Source organism: Acinetobacter sp. A1 (assembly GCF_012371315.1).
GTDB lineage: Bacteria > Pseudomonadota > Gammaproteobacteria > Pseudomonadales > Moraxellaceae > Acinetobacter.
Genome location: NZ_JAAZQY010000015.1, coordinates 36462 through 59437, shown reverse-complemented (window position 1 = coordinate 59437; position 22976 = coordinate 36462). Strand labels below are relative to the sequence as shown.

Annotated in this window: 18 protein-coding genes and 1 tRNA gene; 9 read left to right on the top strand and 10 right to left on the bottom strand. The window is 41.0% G+C overall.

Annotated elements, in window-relative coordinates; translation table 11 throughout:
* Positions 1-50 precede the first annotated feature (50 nt).
* Positions 51-1394 carry an argininosuccinate synthase gene (gene argG, locus HHA41_RS07415; RefSeq protein WP_168418050.1) on the bottom strand — a complete coding sequence of 448 codons (1344 nt, stop codon included), beginning with the start codon at positions 1392-1394 and terminating at the stop codon, positions 51-53.
* Positions 1395-1754: 360 nt separating this feature from the next.
* On the opposite strand from argG, the gene HHA41_RS07410 reads away from it, so the two are divergent.
* The 4 genes from HHA41_RS07410 (at position 1755) to epmA (ending at position 6212) form a co-directional block, all read left to right on the top strand.
* Positions 1755-3788, top strand: a complete 2034-nt coding sequence (locus HHA41_RS07410) for an NADPH-dependent 2,4-dienoyl-CoA reductase (protein ID WP_168461197.1) — start codon at positions 1755-1757, stop codon at positions 3786-3788.
* Positions 3789-3917: 129 nt separating this feature from the next.
* Positions 3918-4007: transfer RNA gene (locus HHA41_RS07405), tRNA-Ser, on the top strand.
* Between the two features lie 160 nt (positions 4008-4167).
* Positions 4168-5235 (top strand): 4-phosphoerythronate dehydrogenase, encoded by a 1068-nt coding sequence (locus HHA41_RS07400; protein ID WP_168418052.1) that lies wholly within the window; start codon positions 4168-4170, stop codon positions 5233-5235.
* On the top strand, positions 5232-6212 hold the full coding sequence (gene epmA, locus HHA41_RS07395; protein ID WP_168461196.1) for an EF-P lysine aminoacylase EpmA: 981 nt from the start codon (positions 5232-5234) through the stop codon (positions 6210-6212). The genes HHA41_RS07400 and epmA overlap by 4 nt, the downstream gene beginning before the upstream one ends.
* Before the next feature lie 160 nt (positions 6213-6372).
* On the opposite strand, the gene HHA41_RS07390 is transcribed toward epmA, so the two are convergent.
* The 6 genes from HHA41_RS07390 to ahcY form a co-directional block, all read right to left on the bottom strand.
* Positions 6373-7608, bottom strand: a complete 1236-nt coding sequence (locus HHA41_RS07390) for a multifunctional CCA addition/repair protein (protein WP_168461195.1) — start codon at positions 7606-7608, stop codon at positions 6373-6375.
* Positions 7609-7710: 102 nt separating this feature from the next.
* Entirely contained in the window at positions 7711-9990 is a 2280-nt protein-coding gene (locus tag HHA41_RS07385; protein WP_168461193.1) for an NADP-dependent malic enzyme, read from the bottom strand.
* A 138-nt stretch (positions 9991-10128) separates the two neighbouring features.
* Positions 10129-13005, bottom strand: coding sequence for an EAL domain-containing protein (locus HHA41_RS07380; RefSeq protein WP_168461192.1), 2877 nt, complete (start codon positions 13003-13005; stop codon positions 10129-10131).
* A gap of 182 nt (positions 13006-13187) precedes the next feature.
* Positions 13188-13904, bottom strand: a complete 717-nt coding sequence (locus HHA41_RS07375) for a 16S rRNA (uracil(1498)-N(3))-methyltransferase (RefSeq protein WP_168418057.1) — start codon at positions 13902-13904, stop codon at positions 13188-13190.
* Positions 13905-13940: 36 nt separating this feature from the next.
* The gene (metF, locus tag HHA41_RS07370; protein ID WP_136144190.1) at positions 13941-14777 is read right to left on the bottom strand and encodes a methylenetetrahydrofolate reductase [NAD(P)H]; all 837 of its coding nucleotides are present in this window, start codon (positions 14775-14777) and stop codon (positions 13941-13943) included.
* Between the two features lie 217 nt (positions 14778-14994).
* Entirely contained in the window at positions 14995-16377 is a 1383-nt protein-coding gene (gene ahcY, locus HHA41_RS07365; protein ID WP_168418059.1) for an adenosylhomocysteinase, read from the bottom strand.
* Positions 16378-16833: 456 nt separating this feature from the next.
* Here ahcY and HHA41_RS07360 point away from each other — a divergent pair, with 456 nt between their 5' ends.
* The 4 genes from HHA41_RS07360 to HHA41_RS07345 all read left to right on the top strand — a co-directional run bounded on the left by HHA41_RS07360 (position 16834) and on the right by HHA41_RS07345 (position 20017).
* Positions 16834-17760 carry a DUF4424 family protein gene (locus tag HHA41_RS07360; protein ID WP_167846472.1) on the top strand — a complete coding sequence of 309 codons (927 nt, stop codon included), beginning with the start codon at positions 16834-16836 and terminating at the stop codon, positions 17758-17760.
* Between the two features lie 294 nt (positions 17761-18054).
* Entirely contained in the window at positions 18055-18654 is a 600-nt protein-coding gene (locus HHA41_RS07355) for a DUF3592 domain-containing protein (protein ID WP_104852276.1), read from the top strand.
* Positions 18655-18694: 40 nt separating this feature from the next.
* Positions 18695-19276 (top strand): hypothetical protein, encoded by a 582-nt coding sequence (locus HHA41_RS07350; protein WP_104852275.1) that lies wholly within the window; start codon positions 18695-18697, stop codon positions 19274-19276.
* A 102-nt stretch (positions 19277-19378) separates the two neighbouring features.
* Positions 19379-20017: a DUF3592 domain-containing protein gene (locus HHA41_RS07345; RefSeq protein ID WP_104852274.1), complete on the top strand. Its 639-nt coding sequence runs from the start codon at positions 19379-19381 to the stop codon at positions 20015-20017.
* Between the two features lie 59 nt (positions 20018-20076).
* Here the strand turns inward: HHA41_RS07345 and HHA41_RS07340 are convergent, their stop codons facing one another.
* Complete coding sequence (locus HHA41_RS07340) at positions 20077-20598, bottom strand: tetratricopeptide repeat protein (RefSeq protein ID WP_168461190.1); 522 nt, start codon at positions 20596-20598, stop codon at positions 20077-20079.
* Between the two features lie 208 nt (positions 20599-20806).
* Here HHA41_RS07340 and HHA41_RS07335 point away from each other — a divergent pair, with 208 nt between their 5' ends.
* The gene (locus HHA41_RS07335; RefSeq protein ID WP_104852272.1) at positions 20807-21067 is read left to right on the top strand and encodes a hypothetical protein; all 261 of its coding nucleotides are present in this window, start codon (positions 20807-20809) and stop codon (positions 21065-21067) included.
* A 77-nt stretch (positions 21068-21144) separates the two neighbouring features.
* Here HHA41_RS07335 and HHA41_RS07330 read toward each other — a convergent pair whose 3' ends face one another.
* On the bottom strand, positions 21145-21531 hold the full coding sequence (locus HHA41_RS07330) for a carboxymuconolactone decarboxylase family protein (protein ID WP_104852271.1): 387 nt from the start codon (positions 21529-21531) through the stop codon (positions 21145-21147).
* Positions 21532-21742: 211 nt separating this feature from the next.
* Positions 21743-22756, bottom strand: coding sequence for a lipoyl synthase (gene lipA / locus HHA41_RS07325; protein WP_168461188.1), 1014 nt, complete (start codon positions 22754-22756; stop codon positions 21743-21745).
* Positions 22757-22976: the final 220 nt, after the last annotated feature.

Sequence of the window (22976 nt, the reverse complement as noted above, 5' to 3'; positions counted from 1 at the left end):
AAAAGCCGCTCATATTGAGCGGCTTTTGACTTTGCAGACAATCATCAAGATTATTTGTTTTTGTCTTTAAGTTGAGGTACAGCAGAACCTGTACCAATTGACAATAAACCTGAGTTTGTGTACAAGCCTAGTTTTGCACGTGTATCGGTAATGTCAAGGTTACGCATTGTCAACTGACCAATACGATCCATTGGCGTAAACATTGAATCACCTTTTTCCATCGTTAAACGCTCAGCTTCATAAGTGAGGTTTGGAGATTCAGTGTTCATGATGGTGTAGTCATTACCACGACGTAATTCTAAAGTTACAGTACCTGTAATCGCTTTTGCTACCCAGCGTTGTGCAGTTTCACGTAGCATCAGTGCTTGAGAGTCGAACCAGCGACCTTGATACAATAAACGACCTAAACGTAAACCGTTAATGCGGTATTGTTCAATCGTATCTTCGTTATGAATACCAGTCACTAAACGCTCATAAGCAATGTGCAATAACGCCATGCCCGGTGCTTCATAAATACCGCGAGATTTCGCTTCGATGATACGGTTTTCGATTTGGTCAGACATACCCAAACCATGACGACCACCAATACGGTTGGCTTCAAGAATCAACTCAACTGGGTTTTCAATACGCTGACCATTTAATGCAACAGGCATACCTTCTTCAAAGGTCACAGACACTTCTTCTGCTTTAACTTCAACGTCATCTTTCCAGAACGCCACGCCCATGATTGGATCAACAATTTTGATGCCAGCATCAAGATATTCAAGGTCTTTGGCTTCGTGTGTTGCACCTAGCATGTTTGAGTCAGTTGAATAGGCTTTTTCTTTTGACATTTTATAGTCAAAGCCATTGTCGATAAGAAATTGTGACATTTCCGCACGACCACCTAACTCATCAATAAAGGTTTGGTCTAACCAAGGCTTATAAATTTTAAGCGCTGGATTGGTCAATAAACCATAACGGTAGAAACGCTCAATATCGTTACCTTTATAAGTTGAACCGTCACCCCAAATGTTGACGTCATCTTCTTTCATTGCGGTAACCAACATGGTGCCCGTAACTGCACGACCAAGCGGTGTAGTGTTAAAGTAAGGTATACCACCTGTGCTGATATGGAATGCACCACATTGAATTGCAGCAATACCTTCTAAAGCTAACTGTAAACGACAGTCAACTAAGCGTGCTTTTACTGCACCGTATTCTTCTGCTTTCTTTGGAATGGCATCATAGTCATCTTCATCTGGCTGACCCAAGTTTGCGGTATACGCATACGGTTCAGCGCCTTTTTGCTTCATCCACAATAAAGCAGCTGAAGTATCTAGACCACCAGAAAAGGCGATACCGACTTTTTTGCCTACTGGTACATTCTGCAAGATAGTTGCATTATCAGTCATTGCTAGTCCTAACTTTTTTAAAATAGGCACCACATTTGGTGGCCAAGGAGAATTCTAAACTGCAAATTATAGCACTCTTTAAAATGCTTGTTTTCGTTTAAAAAGCGCATTTGATAAAAAAATCAGGTTCTCGCTTAAATTTTCATTTAGAAATGGCAAACTGAGGATAGAAGATGATAATCAAAACAGATATTTTTTGGGCATCATTAAAATGCTCTATTTTTAACAGTTTGAGATCAAGGAAAGCGGTAGATTGACGTTTGCGCCACACAGTCGAACTTTAGAGTCATAAACAGTTTATAAAAATCAGTTAAAGTATTCATGCAACAAGTTGCAAAGCTAATTATATAAGGATTCATCATGACAACTCGCTATGCAAATATTCTAAAACCATTACATTTAGGATTTACCACCATCAAAAACCGTGTCGTGATGGGTTCAATGCACACGGGCTTGGAAGATCGCTTTTATAATTATCCAAAGCTTGCAGCTTATTTTGGTGAACGTGCCAAAGGTGGTGTGGGCTTGATTATCACAGGGGGTATTTCACCTAACCGTCAAGGCTGGTTATTGCCTGCAGGTGGCACCATGAATACCCTGGGTGATGTTGCACCGCATCGACTAGTGACACACGCGGTACATAAGCACGGTGCCAAAATTTTAATGCAAATTCTGCATGCAGGGCGCTATGGCTACCAACCCTTTGTGGTTTCTGCAAGTCCAATTAAGTCACCAATTTCACCATTTAAACCCCGTAAAATGAGTGAAAGACAAATTTTAAATACCATTCAGGACTACGCCAAAACTGCCAATTTAGCCAAAATGGCGGGCTACGATGGTGTAGAAATTATGGGCTCTGAAGGCTATTTGCTGAATCAGTTTTTAAGTCGTCATGTCAATCAGCGTGAAGATCAGTGGGGCGGTTCGATTGAAAACCGTACGCGTTTTGCTTTAGAAGTGGTAAAAGCCATTCGTGCCGAAGTTGGTGAAAAATTTATTATCTGCTTCCGTTTGTCTATGCTCGATTTAGTGCATGATGGTAATACCATGCAGGAAGTAATTACAGTTGCCCAAGCGTTAGAGCAGGCAGGGGTGAACTTACTCAATACCGGCATTGGCTGGCATGAAGCACGTATTCCAACTATTGTGACATCTGTACCGCGTGCCGCTTTTGTGGATTACACCGCAGAGGTGAAAAAGCATGTGGAAATTCCTGTGATCGCCTCTAACCGTATTAATATGCCTGATACAGCAGAAGAAATTTTGGCAGCAGGTAAGGCGGATATGATTCAAATGGCACGCCCATTATTGGCAGATGCGTTTTGGGTCAATAAAACTGCAACCAATCGTGTCAATGAAATTAATACCTGTATTGCTTGTAACCAAGCGTGTTTGGATCATACTTTTAAAAATCAACGTGCGACCTGTCTCGTCAATCCACGTGCAGCTTATGAAACTGAATTGGTCTATGAAAAAACCAAACAGCCAAAACGTATTGCGGTAGTCGGTGGTGGTGTTGCGGGAATGTCTGCAGCTACAGTTGCTGCTAGCCGTGGGCATCAAGTGACTTTGTTTGAAGCAAGCAATGAAGTGGGCGGACAATTCAACTTGGCGAAAGTTGTGCCAGGGAAAGAAGAATTTCACGAAACCATTCGCTACTTTAAAGTACAAATTGAAAAAACTGGGGTCGATTTACGTTTAAATACCAAAGTGAATCGTGAACAACTAGAACGTGAAGGTTTTGATGAAGTTGTAATTGCAACAGGTGTGGTACCACGCGCCTTAAAAATTGAAGGGAGCGATGCACCACAAGTATTGTCTTATGCTGAAGTATTGCGTGGCGCACCGGTTGGTCAAAAAGTTGCTGTCATTGGTGCGGGCGGTATTGGTTTTGATGTATCCGAGTTTTTATTAAAACCTGAAAATCAGCCACAGCCGCAACCATTAGTAGATTGGCAGCGTGAGTGGGGAGTAGATCCAAATCCTAACTATGTGACCGAAGGCGGGATGTTGGCTGCAGAAGTACATCCACCTATTCGTGAAATTTACTTATTACAGCGTAAAACTACAGCTTTAGGCGCGGGTTTGGGTAAAACATCAGGTTGGGTGCATCGTGCACAATTGAAAAAACATGCAGTGCGTATGTTACGTGGGGTGCAGTATAAAGCCATTAGTAACGAAGGTTTGTGGATTGAAATGGCTGGGCAATCGCAACTGTTGCGTGTAGATAGTATTGTCGTCTGTGCAGGGCAAGAATCTGTAAAAGACTTAATGCCGAAGGCAGATGAAAACACCTTGGCAAACTATCACATTATTGGCGGTGCGAAACTTGCTGCAGAGTTGGATGCAAAACGTGCTATTCGTGAAGGCGCAGAGTTGGCAGCACAACTTTAAAAAGTTTAGGTGCTATGCTGTTGTTTTGATGAAACATACAGATAATTTGGTGAAACAATATTCATTTGAATGACTGGGTGCTATTTTTTACTTGTCATCAAATCAAAAGCTTCGTATGATTGCGCACATGGAAGCGTGGCAGAGCGGTTTAATGCACCGGTCTTGAAAACCGACGAGGGTGTGAGTCCTCCGTGAGTTCGAATCTCACCGCTTCCGCCAAATATCAGCAATAAAGCCCTGACAATGTCAGGGCTTTATTGTTTTTGGGTTATGCAATGTAAGTAGCATAGACAAAACATATTCAGATTATCTCAGCTCGAATAGTCATCCCGAACAACACAAGCTATCATAAGCAGGCAAATACACATGGGATGGCAATATGAAAATCATTGCAGATGAAAATCTGGCATATACCGATTATTTCTTTGCAGATTTGGCAGAAATACAGCATAAAGCAGGGCGCCGCCTGACGCATGAAGATGTTCAAAATGCCGATGCATTATTAGTCCGTTCCGTTACCCAAGTGAATGCAGTACTCATTCAAAATACTCCGCTTAAATTTATTGGCAGCGCCACCATTGGTACTGACCATCTGGATATTCCTGCGATAGAGCAACACGGTATTGCATGGTCAAATGCCGCAGGTTGTAATGCGCAAGCGGTGAGTGAGTATGTGATTACCGCATTGCTTCATCTCAAGCCTGAATTACTACATGCCAATCAAAACTTTACGCTTGGTGTGATTGGGTTAGGTAATGTCGGTTCCAGATTGGTCAAAATGGCACAATTGTTAGGTTGGAATGTAATTGCACATGATCCTTTTGTGCAACTGCCACAGGTTCAACAATTCAGCTTGGACGAATTATTAAAACAGGCAGACGCTGTCTCTATTCATGTGCCTTTAACTGATACGGGAGAGCATCCAACTTATCACTTAATTAATGCAGCACGATTGGCATGTATGAAGCCTCAAGCTATTTTAATTAATTCTGCACGCGGGCCAGTGGTTGAAGAAGCTGCGTTAATACATGATATTCAGCGTACCCAGCGTCTAGTGGTACTAGATGTGTTTGAACACGAACCAGAAATTTCCGCAGAACTGCTAGCTTTACTGGCTTTGGCAACGCCACATATTGCGGGTTATAGCTTGGAAGGTAAAGCGCGAGGCACTCAAATGATCTATCAGGCGTTCTGCCAAACTTTCGATTTGGAAGCAAATAAAACCTTTGAAAGTCAGTTGCCTGCTTGTGAAACCTATTTTCAAAAGCAAGACCTGAAAAGCAGTTTACAAGCACATTTAACTCAAATTTATAATATTGCACGAGATGATGCCAATTTACGTGCTTGCCTAAAAGATGGCAAAGTCGAGCAGCAGGCTTTTGATCATTTAAGAAAAACCTATCCTTTGCGTCGTGAATGGGCAGCACATGGGGGCCCGCAGGCATGAGTTCGATAATTCAGTATCAACCCACCTGTGATTTAAACAGCATGCGTGCGCGTGCCAAACTTTATGCACAAATTCGTCAGTTTTTTGCTGAGCGTGAGGTGCTTGAAGTTGAAACACCCGTGTTATCACAAGCAGGGGTGACCGACGTCCATTTGGCTTCTGTACAGGCACTTCGTCATGTGCAGGGCAAACTACATACGCATTATTTGCAAACTTCTCCTGAATTTGCCATGAAGCGTTTATTGGCAAGTGGCAGTGGGCCGATTTATCAAATTTGTAAAGTGTTTCGTGATGATGAGCACGGTCGAAAACACAATAGCGAATTTACCATGTTGGAATGGTATCGCCCTGAGTTTAGTCTGAAGGATTTAATGTTTGAGGTCACAGATTTGCTAAATCTGACTTTAGAACAGCGTTTTGGCGAAGTGCGACCTACGCTGCTGAGTTATAAACATGCATTTATGGACCGTTTAGATTTAAACCCACTGCAGGCGAGTCTGCAACAACTGAAAGATTGTTGTCATCGACTTGGGTTGAATTTGGACTTGGGGGATGACCGTCTAGGATATATCGATCTGTTATTCTCTCATTTTGTTGAACCGAGTTTAGGGTTTGATGCACCTGTTTTTTTAATCGATTTTCCACCTGAGTTGGCTTCATTGGCTAAAACAAAAAACGATGCAGATGGTGAATTGGTCGCTGCTCGCTTTGAGTTATATATCGAAGGTTTAGAACTTGCAAACGCCTATGATGAGCTGATTGATGCAGCGGTATTACGATCACGTTTCGAGGCCGATAATGCTGATCGCGCACAACTCGGTTTGCATGTGATGCCAATTGATGAATATTTGTTGGCAGCTTTGCCCAATATGCCTGCTTGTTCAGGTATAGCCTTGGGGATAGATCGTTTACTAATGGTCGCAACAAAACAGATGCGTTTAGAACAGGTGATTAGTTTTCCTGCTCAATTGGCTTAAAGCATGATGCTGGGGCATCATTAGGTTTCGTCAGAGCTTGATATTGAATTTGATTGAGTAGATAAAACCTCAGGGCTCAGCCTGAATATAAAAGCCGCTAGTTGTATTGCTAGCGGCTTTTTATTTAAAACTGGTCTAGGTAAAGAGATGAAGCAATGGTTTAAGCAGTGACTGCTAAATGACGTGCCTTTAATTGCTCAATGGCTTTAATACGTCGTTCAATCAGCATTTCACCAATATCTGGACCTTGAATATCCGCAGGTAAGTCCTGCGCTTTGATACTGCGCACAACTTGTACAGCCTCTAACACATATTGTGCTTGCGGGTAGTCACGATCTTCCAAACCCAAGCGACCTCGTGAGTCACATTCACAGGCTTGTACAAAGGCTTCGACTCGCTCAGGGCGACGTAATACATCTAAACGCTGTAATAAACGCCATAAAGTGCCAGGCTTTAAAGTCAGCGCCTGATGGCATTTTAAATGTTCCTTACATACCGCAAGCGCCAGTTGTTTGGTGTTTGTTGGTACTTTAAGTCGCTCACACACTTCTGTAACAGGTTTTAAACCACGTTCTTCATGCATGATGTGACGTGGCAATTCATCTGCAGGGGTCAGGGCTTTGCCTAAATCATGTAGAAGCACTGCAAAACGTACATCCAGTGAATAATTGGCACGACAAGCTTGCTGCAGCGACATCATGGTATGCAAACCACTGTCAATTTCAGGGTGATACTCAGGACGTTGTGGAATACCAAACAGTGCATCCAACTCAGGGAATAAAACTTTTAAAGCACCACAGGCACGTAAAGTTTCAAAATAAACATCAGCACGTTCTTCCATCAAAGCACGCGAAGTTTCTTTCCAGACACGCTCCGGTGTCAGCGCCTGTAGTTCGCCTGATTCTGCAAGTTGCTGCATTAGCAACAAGGTTTCAGGGGCAACCTGAAAACCCAAGCCGTGATAACGTGCAGCGAATCGTGCAATGCGTAATACACGCAAAGGGTCTTCTGCAAAGGCATCAGACACATGACGCAGGACTTTATTGCATAAGTCTTGCTGCCCACCGTACGGGTCGTAAACAGTGCCTTCATCATCCATCGCCATAGCATTGATGGTCAGGTCACGACGAATTAAATCTTCTTCTAAAGTCACACTCGGGTCTGTATAAAACTCAAAACCATGATAACCATGACCCGACTTGCGTTCAGTTCGGGCAAGTGCATATTCGTCTTTGGTGTCTGGGTGTAGAAAAACAGGGAAGTCTTTGCCCACAGGCTGAAAGCCTTGAGTCAGGAGTTGGTCGGGTGTCGCACCAACTACAACATAATCTTTTTCGTGATAGGGGTGACCGAGCAAGTGATCTCGAACTGCACCGCCTACTAAATAAACTTGCATGAAAAAACCTCTATTCTTCAAGCAATCATGCTACAGAATAGAGGTTTTCTCAAGTCCATAATTCTGAGTCAATGGCTCAGAATTGCATGGAGTATCTATAAATTATAGGCTGTCACGTTCCGTTTGTTGAATTTCAGCAACGGTTAACGCAGTCATATTCACTACACGACGTGTCGTAGCAGTTGGCGTCAAGATGTGTACAGGTTTCGCTGCACCCAATAAGATTGGGCCAATTGTGACATTGTTACCAGAAGTAGATTTCAACAAGTTAAATGAAATATTTGCAGAATCTAAGTTAGGCATAATCAACAAGTTTGCAGAACCTTTGAAGCGTGAGTTCGGGAAAGCAAATTGACGGATATTTTCGTCTAATGCTGCATCACCGTGCATTTCACCTTCAACTTCAAGCTCAGGTGCAATTTCGCTCAAAATTTCAAACACTTTACGCATTTTTTGTGCGCTTGGGTCTTGTTGGTCAGAGCCAAAGCTAGAGTGTGACAATAAAGCAACACGTGGTGTCATACCAAAACGACGTACTTCTTCAGCAGCCAAAATAGTCATTTCAGCAAGCTGCTCAGCAGTTGGGTTGGTGTTGACATAGGTGTCTGCAATAAACAGGTTGCGGTCTTCAAGCATTAATGCATTTAGGGTAAAGAAGTTGGTACGGCCTTCTTTTAAACCAATTACATTTTTCACGAAATCAAGGTGAATGTCATAGCTTGAGTAAGTACCACACAACATACCATCTGCTAAACCATGTTTCACCAACATTGACGCAATAAGGGTAGAGCGACGACGTGCTTCACGTTGTGCATACTCAGGTGTAACCCCTTTACGCTGCATAGTGGTGTAATAATCTTCTGCGAATTTTTCGTAATTTGGGTTGTTTTCCTGATCAACGATTTCAATATTGACACCGTGTTCAAGACGCAAACCTAATTTTTTGATATTCGCTTCAATGACCGCAGTACGACCCACCAAAATTGGTTTTGCCAAGCCTTCATCTACTGCAATTTGTACTGCACGCAATACACGTAAATCTTCACCTTCGGCATAAGCAATACGTTTTGGATCAGTTTTAGCCTGTGCAAAAATTGGCTTCATCATAAATGCTGAGTTGTAAACAAACTCAGATAGACGTTGACGATACGCTGAGAAGTCTTGAATTGGACGGCTTGCAACGCCAGAGTCCATTGCTGCCTGAGCAACAGCAGGTGCAATTTCAAGAATCAAACGCTGATCAAGCGGACGTGGAATTAAATAGTCACGACCGAAAGATGCAGATTTTTCACCATAGGTAGCGGCATCCGCTTCGATGTGCGCCATACGCGCAATGGCATGTACACACGCAATTTTCATTTCTTCGTTGATGGTGGTTGCACCCACATCTAACGCGCCACGGAAAATATACGGGAAGCACAGTGCATTATTCACTTGGTTTGGATAGTCAGAACGACCTGTCGCCATGATGACATCTGGACGTACTTCATGCGCATGTTCAGGCAAAATTTCTGGGTCTGGGTTGGCCAAAGCAAAGATGATTGGATTTTCAGCCATTTCTTTAACCATGGCTTTGGTCAAGATTCCTGCTGCAGAAAGGCCAAGGAACATATCAGCACCGCCAATGACATCGGCAATTTGTGTTCCTTCAATATCTTGCATATAGCGTTTTTTCGACTCATCTAAACCTTCACGCTTAGTGGTGATTAGGCCGCGAGAGTCAGCAACAATGATATTTTCTTTTTTTGCACCCAAGGCACATAACAAGTCCAAGCAAGATAGTGCTGCTGCACCTGCGCCTGAAGCGACGATTTTAATTTCATCAATTTTTTTGCCATTGAGTAACAAGGCATTGAGTAGGGCAGAACCTACAATAATTGAAGTACCGTGTTGGTCATCGTGGAACACAGGAATGTTCATGCGTTCACGTAGTTTTTTCTCGATGTAGAAACATTCTGGCGCCTTGATATCTTCAAGGTTAATCCCGCCAAAAGTCGGTTCTAACGCGGCAACAATATCGACAATTTTGTCTGGATCATTTTCAGCAATTTCAATATCAAAGACATCGACACCAGCAAACTTTTTGAAGAGTACGCCTTTACCTTCCATTACAGGTTTAGAGGCTAAAGGACCAATATTCCCTAAACCGAGTACAGCTGTACCGTTACTGACTACAGCAACCAAGTTACCACGTGCGGTGTAAAGTGCTGCTTTTGAAGGATCACGTTCAATCTCTAAACATGGTGCTGCGACACCTGGGGAGTAAGCGAGCGCTAAGTCACGTTGATTGACCAGCTGCTTACTTGGTGTAACGCTGATTTTTCCTGGTGTTGGAAATTCGTGATAGTAAAGTGCCTGCTGTTTTAATGATTGATCGTCCATCTGAATCTCGTATGTGACAAGTTAGCCAGCGGTGCTGGTGGATTTTTATGAATCCTATCGAATATACCATTACTTGCCCTATTAGCACAGTCGTTGCTGTTTATTTTTAGAGCAAACTTAGAGCTTTCGGGTCTAGTTTCAGATTAAGGAGCTATAAGCGCGTGAGTCCTGACGTGCTTGTAGAAACAGCGTTGCTTCCTGTTCAGGTAAAGGCTTGGAAAATAAATAGCCTTGCGCAATGTCACATTTCAAATTCTGCAAATACTGTAACTGCTGTTCAGTTTCAATCCCTTCAGCCACCACACTCATGCCCATGGCTTTGCCCATAGCAATCATGGCACTAACAATGGCTTCTTGTTTGGTATTCCCAATTTTAGAAACAAAGCTACGGTCTATTTTTAAACTGTCAATTGGGAAGTCTGTTAAGTAAGAAAGTGAAGAATAGCCTGTACCAAAATCATCTAAGGCGATATGAATATCACGTTGTTTAATTTCATCTAATAAAGACTTCACGGTTGTGGAGTTTTCCACTAAAGAGGATTCGGTAATTTCTAATTCTAAGCTTGCACCTGAAATTTGATAGGTATTAATCGCATCATCTAAATCTTGCAGCAATTGACCACGTTGCAGTTGTTGTGCAACTACATTAACCGATACTTGGATATGATCAAAACCTAACAGATTCCATTCACGAATTTGCTTGGCAGTTTGTTGAATTACAACCCGACCAATATCGGAAATTAAACTGGTTTGTTCCGCAATAGGAATAAATAGGTTCGGTGGAATAATGCCTTTGGTTGGATGTTTCCAGCGCACCAATGCTTCAAACCCAACTACCTGATAATTATGGAAATCAATTTTAGGTTGATAATATACAATTAACTCATCATTTTTAATGGCTTGGCGTAAGTCACGCTCTAAATGCACATCTTGTTCTAGCAGTTTGGTGTTGTCTAAAGCGTAATATTTAACGGTATTACCACCCAAACGCTTGGCTTCAGACAAGGCTTGTTCTGCACAATTATTCAGATAATCCAGCTGGCGTCCATGTTCAGGATAGAGGGAAACCCCCATCGACAGGGTAATAATATGTTCTTGTCCCTGCACATTAAACGGCAAATTAAAGGCTTTGGTGATGCGTTCACAGTGCTGCTGTATAGAAGGGCGAATATGAGAAATTTCATACACAATTGCAAAATCATCGCCATTTAAGTGCGCGACAAACAGCGCTTCGGCATTGGTGATGCGTAAACGCTGCGCCACTTGACGGAGTAATTCATCGCCACCATTATTGCTTAAATATTCATTTAAAGGTCTGAAACGGTCAATATTGAGTCGAATGACCGCCAATTGCTGCAATGAATCTTGCTGCGAAATAAGATATTGATGTAGTTGATAATTATAGTAAAAGCGATTAGGCAAGTCGGTCAGTGGGTCGTAATTTTCTAAATAGGATAGACGTTGTTCTTGTAGTTTATGTTCGGTTAAATCAGACACAATCCCAATATAATTAATAATGCGGTTTTGCTCATCGGTGACGGCATTGATATGCACACGAACTGCGAGTTCTTTACCAGAGCGGAATCTTGTATTCATTTCAGCATCATATTTACCTGTGCTGAGCAATTGTTGAAGAATTTCTTCTTGCGTAATGCGTTGATGTGCTTTGTGGGACTCGACCAAATCAAACAGATATTTGCCTAAAATATGGTCGCGTTTAAATCCGCTCATTTGTGCATAGAATGGATTGGCTTCAATATAGCGTAGGTTTTCATCTAAAATAAAAATACCTTCGGCTGCCTGTTCAAGTACGCTGGCAGTGAGTTTTAAGCGTTCTTGCCCAATCCGTTCTTGGTGAATGTCACGGCGAATCCCCACCATGCGTAAAGGTTTATTGGTGACAGGATCACGCTCAATCACCCGCCCAATATCATGCACCCAATACCATTGACCTGAACTATGTTGTACGCGATATGTGGCTTGATAGCGTTCAGTTAGACCCCGTAAATGTTGTTTCATGGTTTGGTGAAAGTGCGGAATATCATCAGGGTGAATCAGTTGCTGTAATTTATTCCGATGCTGTTTAGTATTCTCTAAAGGAGTTTGCTGTGCGCCACTACCAAAGACAATACTGCGTTGCCGTATATTCCAGTCCCATGCTTTTAGACCTGCGGCTTCATGTGCCAAAATTAAACTATGTTGTTGATTGATTAAATCTTGGTGCGTTTGTTCTAAGTCAAAGGTACGTTCTCTTACTTTTTGTTCTAGCATTTGATTGTTGAATTGGAGTTGCTGCTCAATGTCTTTGGACTTGTTTATTTCAGCTTGTAATTGTTGGCAGAGCTGATCTGTCCATTCCACTTGTTGTTCGGCCGTTTTTTTGAATTGGTTGTTTTTAAAATAAACACTCGATAAACGCCGATGCATGTGCATAGAAGTATTGGCGCAAATGAGCAAGGTAATGAGAGCAAAGTTAGTGGCCACGAAAAAGAAGGCCGAGTTTTCTGTGCGAATTAAAAATTGCGCAGCGATATAAGGTAAAATCGCAGGTATAAACACCCAACAAAAATAACTGAGACGTTGCGTTAAGAAGGTCAGGGCAAAGGTCTGACTGACAATAATCAGCAATGCCGCTAAAATAATGGCTTCGTAGCTGCTGAGTTCAAGATTGTGCTGCGGCAAATAGTAGTACAGTAAGCTGACGCCAAATGCGATGGCCGTGCCTGTCAGAAAACATACCAATTTTAACCAGCTATGCGCATGCTCTAGCTGATATTGTCCTGCTTTAAAATGGACTGCGGTTAAAAGTAGACACGAACCTATGGTTAATTCGGTCAGAATAAACCACACATTAAAATAAATAGATGAATGAGCAAAAGAATATTGGTAAATAAAAAACACATACAGACAGACAATTGCGATGCTGACTAAAAAAAAGCGCAGCAGTCGAATCGTATTGGTTATTTGCGCAGCATATAAATATTGCTGTAACAACTCATCCTGAACGTCTGACATATATCCCCAAAGTCTAACAAATGATCAAATGACTTCTATTTTTAAATAACTTGTTGCTGCTAAAATTCTCGGTGTTTTGTGATTGAATTTTAGACAGATATTTTTAATATATGGCTTGAGATTAATCATGTAAATCGTAAAAAGCAACGTGTTTACAGGGTAAATCTGCAAAAACAGATAAATTATTTATCCATCGTATAATTTAGAATCGATAATGCTACTACTGGCGCGGTTTCAGTGCGTAAAACACGTGCGCCAATACACCAGTTCTGAAAGCCAACAGCGTTTGCAGCAGCAATTTCAGCATCACTTAATCCACCTTCAGGGCCAATCAACAAAGCAAAATCTTGGCTTGCGTTATCCAATACATTCACTTGTTCTTTATTCGGCGCAAGAACCAGCTTGGTGTGTGGTAAATCACCATTCAACCAGTCAGATAGACTTAAGGGCGCTAAAATTTTAGGCACAAGATTCATACCGCATTGCTCACAAGCTGCAATGGCAATACCTTGCCAGTGATCCAGTTTTTTTTGATCTCGATCATATTTCAAACGCATTTCACAACGCTCTGAAGTCAGTAACTGAATTTCAGTCACCCCAAGCTCCACTGCTTTTTGAATTGCGTAATCCATACGGTCACCCTTGCTCATGACTTGACCTAATACAGTGCTAAAGCGAGGTGTGCGATTGTCTGGATTGAAGCCTTGAACTTGGACACAGGCTGTTTTTTTTGCAATTTCGGTAAGCTCAACCTGATATTCACCACCTTGTCCATTAAACAAGGTGGCGCAATCACCCACTTGAGCACGCAAGACTTTAACCCAGTGATGAAATACTGTTTCAGTCAGATCAACTTGCGTATCTACTGCTAAATCAGCCTCAATATAAAAACGGGGCATAGGTCTTACTCGTTCAGGTGAATAAAAGGTAAAGGATTAAGCCAAACCAAGATCAGTCACTAGCTGACGTGTTGGTTCAGTATTGTTCATGGTATAAAAATGCAAACTTGGTGCACCACCTGCAATTAGGCGTTCACATAGCTTGATAATCACTTCATGGCCAAAGGCTTTAATTGACGCAGTATCATCGCCATAAGTTGCCAACTGTTTACGAATCCAGCGTGGAATGTCTGCACCTGTGCTGTCAGCAAAGCGAATTAAATTGCTGGCATTGGTAATAGGCATAATGCCTGGTGCAACAGGAATATTCACCCCTTGCTTTTGAATACGTTCTATAAAATAGAAGTAAGCATCTGGATTGAAAAAGAGCTGGGTAATGGCAGCATTTGCACCTGCATTGACTTTGGTCACAAAGTTTTGAATGTCGTGATCAAAGTTATCTGCTTGAGGATGCATTTCAGGATAAGCCGCAACTTCAATGTGAAAGTGATCGCCTGAATGTTCACGAATAAAGCGTACCAAGTCCGACGCATATGGCAATTCGCCTAAACCGACCTGACCTGAAGGTAAATCACCACGTAAAGCCACAATACGATCAATACCTTGAGCTTTATAGATATCAAGCAATTCGGCAATGCGTGCTTTGTCATCACCAATACAAGATAAATGCGGTGCGACAGGTGTGCCTTTACCATTTAAATCACTAATGGCCGATAACGTGCGCTCACGCGTTGAACCGCCAGCACCATAAGTGATTGAGAAAAATTCAGGTTTTAGAAGTTGTAATTCTTGATGTACAACTTTGAGTTTTTCTGCACCTACATCGGTTTTAGATGGGAAAAATTCGAATGAAATAGGAACCTGTTTCGACATAGTTAAATCCTTTTTATAAATACTTATTTATATTCTTTCACCTCTCCTAAATCCTCTCTCTTGCGCTGGGTTTAAAAGCAGTGCTTTAAACTTGCTCAGGAGAGGACTTACCCTCGAATACATTCATTAAACAATGAATAATTCCCTCTCTTGCGTTGAACTTCAAAGCAGTGCTTGAAGTACGCTCAGGAGAGGGTTAGGGAGAGGAATTGAAAACTTAGTATTTATAAGCGTCCGCTTTAAATGGACCTTCAACTGCAACCCCTAAATAGTCCGCTTGAACTTGGGTCAATTGAGTTAATACACCACCGAAACCAGCAACCATTGCTGCAGCAACTTCTTCATCTAGTTTTTTAGGTAAGATTTCAACACGAATAGCTGCTTGTTTTTGCTCTGCAGGTAGGTCTGCAAATTTTTCTGCAAATAAGTGCATTTGAGCCAACACTTGGTTTGCAAATGAACCATCCATAATACGTGATGGGTGACCTGTCGCATTACCCAAGTTCACTAAACGACCTTCAGAAAGTAAGATTAAATAATCGTTTTCGTTTTCTGAACGGTACACTTGGTGTACTTGAGGCTTCACTTCAACCCACTTATAGCCACGTAGGTAGTTGGTGTCGATTTCAGTGTCGAAGTGACCAATGTTACATACAACCGCACCTGCTTTTAAGGTATCAAGCATGGCAGCATCACACACGTGATAGTTACCTGTAGTGGTCACAATCAAGTCAGTGTTTTGAAGAAGTTCTTGGTTGACATCGGCTTTGTTGCCTGTTTGCACGCCATTGTTATATGGAGATACAACTTCGTAGCCATCCATACATGCTTGCATTGCACAAATTGGGTCAATTTCAGAAACACGTACAATCATGCCTTCTTGACGTAAAGATTGCGCAGAACCTTTACCTACGTCACCATAACCAATCACTAATGCACGACGACCAGACAATAGCATGTCTGTACCGCGTTTAATGGCATCGTTGAGAGAGTGACGGCAACCGTATTTATTGTCGTTTTTAGATTTAGTCACAGAGTCGTTGACGTTAATTGCAGGCACTTTTAAAGAACCATCTTTCCACATTTCAATTAGACGTTGTACGCCCGTAGTGGTTTCTTCAGTAATGCCGTGAATGCGCTCTAATAATTCAGGATATTTCTCGTGAACAAGTGCAGTTAAGTCACCGCCATCGTCCAAAATCATGTTGGCATCCCATGGTGTGCCATTTACATTAATTTGTTGCTCTAAGCACCATACGTATTCTTCTTCAGTTTCGCCTTTCCAAGCAAATACAGGAATACCCGCAGCAGCAATAGCAGCAGCAGCATGGTCTTGAGTCGAGAAAATGTTGCACGATGTCCAACGAACTTCTGCGCCTAATTCAACTAAAGTTTCAATTAAAACCGCAGTTTGGATTGTCATGTGGATACAACCCAAGATTTTAGCACCAGCAAGTGGTTTAGCAGCAGCATAACGCTTACGCAGACCCATAAGGGCTGGCATTTCAGCTTCTGCAAGTTTGATTTCTTTACGGCCGTAGTCAGCAAGTGAAATATCGGCAACTTTATAATCTGTAAATGAAGCATTAACCGCGTTCATCACGATCTCCTTATAGAAAAAAATAAATGATCATTATGTTCGCGGATGCCGTTGTTGGTCTAAATGAACATTTAAACCGATGGTCGAGCCTAGCGATTTTACATTTATGTGCCTGTAAAAACGTCGCAGCATCCCTCGACTAGCGGGGTATTGTACTTGGATTTAGTTTTAGTTCCAATCTTAAATTGTTTATATAAAAAACAAGCAATAAATGCCCTGCATGTACATGAAAATTGGTTATCGTATTAAGAAATCGAAATTTGTCGTTCTTATTGAGCCTGATTTTGGCGTTTAATCGGTTATGATTTGAGGTGAAATGATTCACAAAAAATTGAAAGTTCTCACTGTTTCTCAGCAGAGCAGTGGTTTGAAATTGTGTTTAACAGAGTTAAACATAATAAAAATGGGGAAAATCAGATGAAAACAAAAATAATTTTCAACCTCATCGGGATTGTAATGGGTAGCTTGATGTTGAATATGGTTCAAGCCAACGATAGCACAGGTTATGTGGCAACCAGTGGCGTACAGTACCTGAAAAATAAAGATATTCAGATGTATAGCGAAGATCTCTATATCAGTAAAAAAATCATCAAAGTTGATTATCAATTTAAAAATTTAAGCAACAAAGACATCAAGGAAAATATTTTATTTCCTTTGCCGAAGGTGGAAAATTTCTTTGACTCGGACTTTGCAGATACTGAGGGCTTGTTGAAAAGTTTTCAGGTGAAAGTCGATGGGAAAAAGATTCAGCCCAGCATGCATGTGCGTGCTTATCTACAATTGGGTGATTGGCAGAATCCACAATATGTTGATGTCACCACTGAATTTAAACAATGTGGCTTCACACAGCAGGATTTACTGAATCCTTGGACACGTAAAGTCCGTGATTCTGACTATTACTGGGAAAAAGTACAACAATGTAAGCATCCAAAATTAAAGAAATATTTTACTGATAATCAAGGTTCACTAGAGTGGTCATCAGAAGTGATTTATAGCTGGCCGCAGACCTTTAAAGCAGGAGCAATGACACGGGTACAACATGAGTATCGTCCTTTAGTGGGTGGTTCAGTTGCTATGTATTTAGAACAAGATGCGAAAGACTTTTGTATGGATCGTGCTTTTTTAAATGGTCTAAAAAAGAAGAATGCGGAACATGCACCCATAGCAACTTTAGGTTATATCTTGACTACAGGTGCCAATTGGGCAAAGCCAATACAAAATTTTAAATTGACAATTGAGCGTGATGCAAGCGAACTGATTTCGTTATGTTGGGATGGTAAAATTAAGAAGATCAGTCCAACGAGATTCCAAATTCAAGAGAAAAAATTTACACCTCAGCAAGATTTAAATATTTTGTTTTTAGATACCACACGTCGTTATTAATTCAAAAATCAGGAAAATTTCAGATCATTCTTTCACTTGAAAATACTGGAATTTTCCTTCTGTTGCATCATTCATCCCTAGATGAAAAAGTAAATATTCCATGCATTCATCTGTAAGACTTTGAACAGGATCAACAACATATTTTTTGATTTATATCAAAAAAATTTTAATGAAAAATCTAGCAGTTTTGTAAATACACGCATTATTGGCGATACTTGCACCATTAAAGTGCTATGACAAAATCTAATCTATTTTTATAGCCGTTCTAAAAATTAAAAAATAAGGACGTCAGCCATGATTAGCTTGGTTTTTTTCTTGGTTGGGATGGGCACACTATTTTTAGCATGGGTGCTGTATCAACAGTCACAGTATTTTAAAAGTAATGTGATTGAAGTGCAGGGACGTATAGTCGATATTCAGATTCGAAAATTCAGTTCAAGTAAAACCCAGCGTATTGTACATCGACCCATTATTCACTATGTTTTTCAGGGTAAAACTTGGCAATACGAAGCAGAATATGACGTCCGCCAATACAATCAAAATACAGATGCTTTTGTCAGATTACATTTCAAGCCTGAGCATCCGAGTTTGGTTCGAAGTGAGCCAGATCTGAGAGATGGTCATATTTTAATTTTTATTTGTTTAGGTTTAGGTCTGCTTTTTAATGGTTTAGGTCTGCATTTAATCATCGATAATTTTAACGACATTAAAATCAGTTTATTGGACGAAAAGTTTTTTATCGGGATGGGCGTGATTGCTATCGTGATGTTTTTTACTTTGTTTTGGCAGCGTGAAAACCTTTTATGGATGTTCAACTTGCCCAATGCGACAAAAAAATGGGGCTTAACTGATAATGCAATTTGCCTAGAACAGGGATCAGACCATTCGATATAAAAATGTAGTGCTTCGAAAATGAACGAGTGGAGGGAGGTCAATGCTTGAAATAATCACATTTATTGGAGTCTTTTTTGTCGGTGCTTGTTTTACCTTTGTTGGCGCTATGATTTTATGGCGTAATACATTTTTTCAGCAACACGGGATAAAAATTTACGGACGTATTGTCGATTTTTCATCTGAAACAAAGGATTCGAGTCGCCGACTTCCGATCATTGAATATCAATTTCAAGCACAGAAACGTCGTTTTGTTGATCAATTTTCGGGGCAAATGACACCTGTAAAAATGAACCAAAATATTGAAATTTATGTTTTTCAATCTCATTTAGACACGGCAATGACCGTACATTTTATTGAGGAAATAAAAGCAGTGGGCTATATCTTCACTGCGATTGGTCTTGTGACCTGTATTGTTGGTTTAGTGGTGGCAAATGTGTATTTTAAAGATGGTATTGAGCTTGCCAAAATTTCAGTGGCTCATCCAATGTTTTATGCAGAGCTGTTTTTTTCTATCATGTTTTTTATCGCTGTTATTAAAGCAGCATCCGCATTTTCTGAAATCTTTAAAATTGCTTTAACTGGCATACCATTGGAGAAAAACACGGATTTGGTCGATCAATAGCACAGGAGTCAAGAGAAATGACGAGAGCAGCCTGATTAAGACGGAGAAATTGACAATATATAAAAAAGAATCTAGATCAACTCAACAAAAGAAGAATGAACAATGACTTATATTTTATTTGCGCTTATTTTTTGCGGCTTACTTACTTTGGTGATTTGGGTAAAAAAGCAAAATCAATTTTTTAAGCAACATGGGCTCAAGGTAATTGGACGTGTGGTGGCTCTTGAAGAAAAAACCATGCAGCGACCTAAAGGTGGGGGTAGCTATACAGTACAGCTTCCTGTGATTGAATATCCACATAAAGGACAGACGTGGCAGCTACAAGGAGATGCATCCGCACCGCAGCAATACAAAGAAGGTGAAATTGTCAATTTGGTGGTGCATCCAGAGCTGCCTATAGCAATGACAGAAAAAGAACTTGAGCAGCGTAATATTTTATTGCTGGTGCTGACTGGTCTATTGATTGTCCCCATTGGTCTTATTTTGGGATTTCATTCATTACTCAGCGGTGATGCTGCACAAATGATGATGTTTAAAGGGTACGGTATCACCGTTGGACATTTTTATGATTTTATGGGGGGCGCAGCACTGCTCACATTTCTTGTCAAAATGTATCCTATTTGGAAGCGTTGGAAAGAGAAACAGGATCAGGCTTTTATGGGGTTACCCTATAATGTCAAAGCGGTTAGCCCAAAAAATACCATGCATGAGCAGCAAGCATACAAAGCTCATTCAGGTTAAATATGTGCATTTATAAGATAGATTTAAAAAAGCCGAGTAGTAAATACTCGGCTTATTTCTTATTCAGTTTTCTCAGCAGCTTCTGCTTTTTCAGTCCAGTAATCGGCTTTTTCTTCATTGGCATCTATACCTAAACCATTGGCATAAATAAACGAAATATCACGCATGGCTTGGACATCGCCCAGTGTTGCTGCTTGCTCCACCAATTCAATAGAGCGAGCTGTATCTTGCTCAACCACATCGCCACGACGGTAAAAACCAGCCAATTCTAAAATTGCGGCAGCATGCTCTTGCTCGGCAGCTTGTTTGAGCCAATGGTGTGCATGTTCAAAGTAGGTTTTCGATTCTTCAGGATCACTTTCACGTAGCTCTTTGGCATAAACAGTGTAGCCTTCACCCAGCCAGTACATGGCTTCGATATGTCCATTTGCGGCTGCTTTGAGTGCCCATTCTTCGGCCAGTTCAATATCTTCATCAAAATCGCTTTGCATATACAGCACGGCAACTTCAAACTGAGCTTCAGCTTGCCCAGCAATCGCGCGGTTAATTAGTGCAGTAGGAATAGAAACAGATTCTGACATAACGCCATCCAACACAATTTTGAACTTTTGAATGAGCGATAGCCTAAAAGGTCTATCGGGAAAAAGCCATCTTCGGTGTGATTTTATTTTCTAAAATGAGGGTCTGTTGATCTTTCACTTATGCAGACAATAACAAAAAATCACTTGAGCCATATCGTCAAGTTTCAATATGCTGAATGTTAAACATGGTCATAATGAGAACAATAAGATGGCAAATTTTTTAACTGCTGAACAAGCAAAAGTTTATTCAGATCATGCCAAGCTAGATATTGAATTATATAAGCAGCGTTTGGCGTCTTTAATCGAAGAGAATGCCAAGCAGGGCAATACCGCAGTTTTTACCGTGCTGCCAAAACATTTACCTTTAGAAGATGTTCGTAATTTATCGGCACAATTAACCGATTTAGGTTATCAGGTGCGCTTTGAGTTAAATGAGTTCTTTTATAGCTTTAATGTGTATTGGATTTAAAACTCAATCACATCGACATTTCACGGAATAGTTTCAGTGAAATGTCGAGTATTTATATTTTTTGATTTAGATTGCGTTTAAGTATTTGGAGTGTGTTCTGCCAAAACTTCCAACGCCGCACGAAAAGCTTCCTGAGTTGCAGGTGCGCCACAATAAGGCAAGCTGTGTAACAAGACTTCCTGAATTTCTTCGACACTTGCCCCGTTATTTAGCGCACCACGAATATGTCCTTTAAGCTCTGTCGGGCTTTTTAAAGCAGTTAAAAAGGCGATAGTAATTAAGGAACGGTATTTGCGTGGTAGCACACCTTCACGTTGCCAAGTTGAACCCCATGCATGTTCATTAATCCAGTCTTGCAAAGGTTGGGTAAATGGTACAGTGTTGTCCTGTGCGCGTTTTACAAAGCTTTCGCCCATGACTTCAGTGCGAACTTTTAAGCCATTGTCATAGTCTTGTTGTGACATTTTACTATCCCTGTTTTATTGTTTGAGCTCGGTGTATAGATTAAGTGCATAGATTAACAATTTATGGCGATGACACCATGCGCACTTGGTCGTAGACCATCAAAAAATATTCACATCTATCTATTTTTAATATATCCACAAGGTATAAAAAACCCCGAACATAAAGTCGGGGCTGTTTTGGCTTTATCGCAAATTTGGAAATAAGCGAGTGTTAAGCCTCAATGGTTTGCACGCTAATTTTTTTAGCAGGGTCTGCTTTGCGGCGTACAGTTGGAACAGGTTCGCCATAGTATTGACGGTCTGCAAAATAACTTGAACGCACCATTGGTGCTGCCCAAATATTTTTAAAGCCAAGCTTTTGACCATGTGCGGTGTAGCGTTCAAATTCTTCTGGTGTTACAAAACGGTCAATTGGCGCATGTTCTTTAGACGGTTGCAAATATTGGCCAATGGTCACGTAATCTACGTCGTGCGCCTTAAGATCATCCAATAACGCAATCACTTCTTCTTCAGTTTCACCAATGCCCACCATCAAACCACATTTGGTTGGAATATCAGGACAGTATTCTTTAAACATTTTGAGTAAGTTTAAAGAGTGTTGATAGTCTGAACCTGGACGCATGGCTTTATATAAACGTGGCACAGTTTCAATATTGTGGTTGAAAACATCTGGCGGACATTCAGTCATAATGCGTAGTGCAATATCCATACGACCACGGAAGTCTGGCACCAAAATTTCCAATAAGGTGTCTGGACTGAGCGCTCGGGTTTCTTTAATACAATCTACAAAATGCTGCGCACCGCCATCTAATAGGTCATCACGGTCTACAGAGGTGATCACGGCATATTTTAAGCCTAAATTGGCAATGGTTTCTGCCATGTGACGTGGCTCTTCAGGGTCAAGCGCATTTGGTCGACCATGGGCAACATCACAGAATGGGCAGCGACGGGTACAAATATCACCCATAATCATAAAGGTTGCAGTACCACCACCAAAGCATTCAGGTAAGTTTGGGCAAGCGGCTTCTTCACAAACGGTATGTAATTTTTGCTGACGCAAAGTGGTTTTAATGCGTTGAACTTCTTCAGGTGCCGTCATTTTGACCCGAATCCAGTCAGGCTTGCGAGGCGTTTCAACCGTAGGAACAACTTTTACAGGAATACGTGCGACTTTTTCAGCACCACGGAGTTTGACACCCTGTTCAGGTTTACGGTTTGCAGACATATTCAACTTTTCCACTGTTTTTGAAGGGGAGAGATTTAGTATGGCTTACATTTTACAGAATGTTGAAGCAAAATATGCCAATTCCAACATGCACGGTAAAATGTCAACGAACATTCATCATAAGAGCATATTATTATAACGAAATTGTGCTTAAATTGGGTAAAAACGATATTCATATAAAAAATGTGGTTATCACGTAATATATGCACACTAAATACAG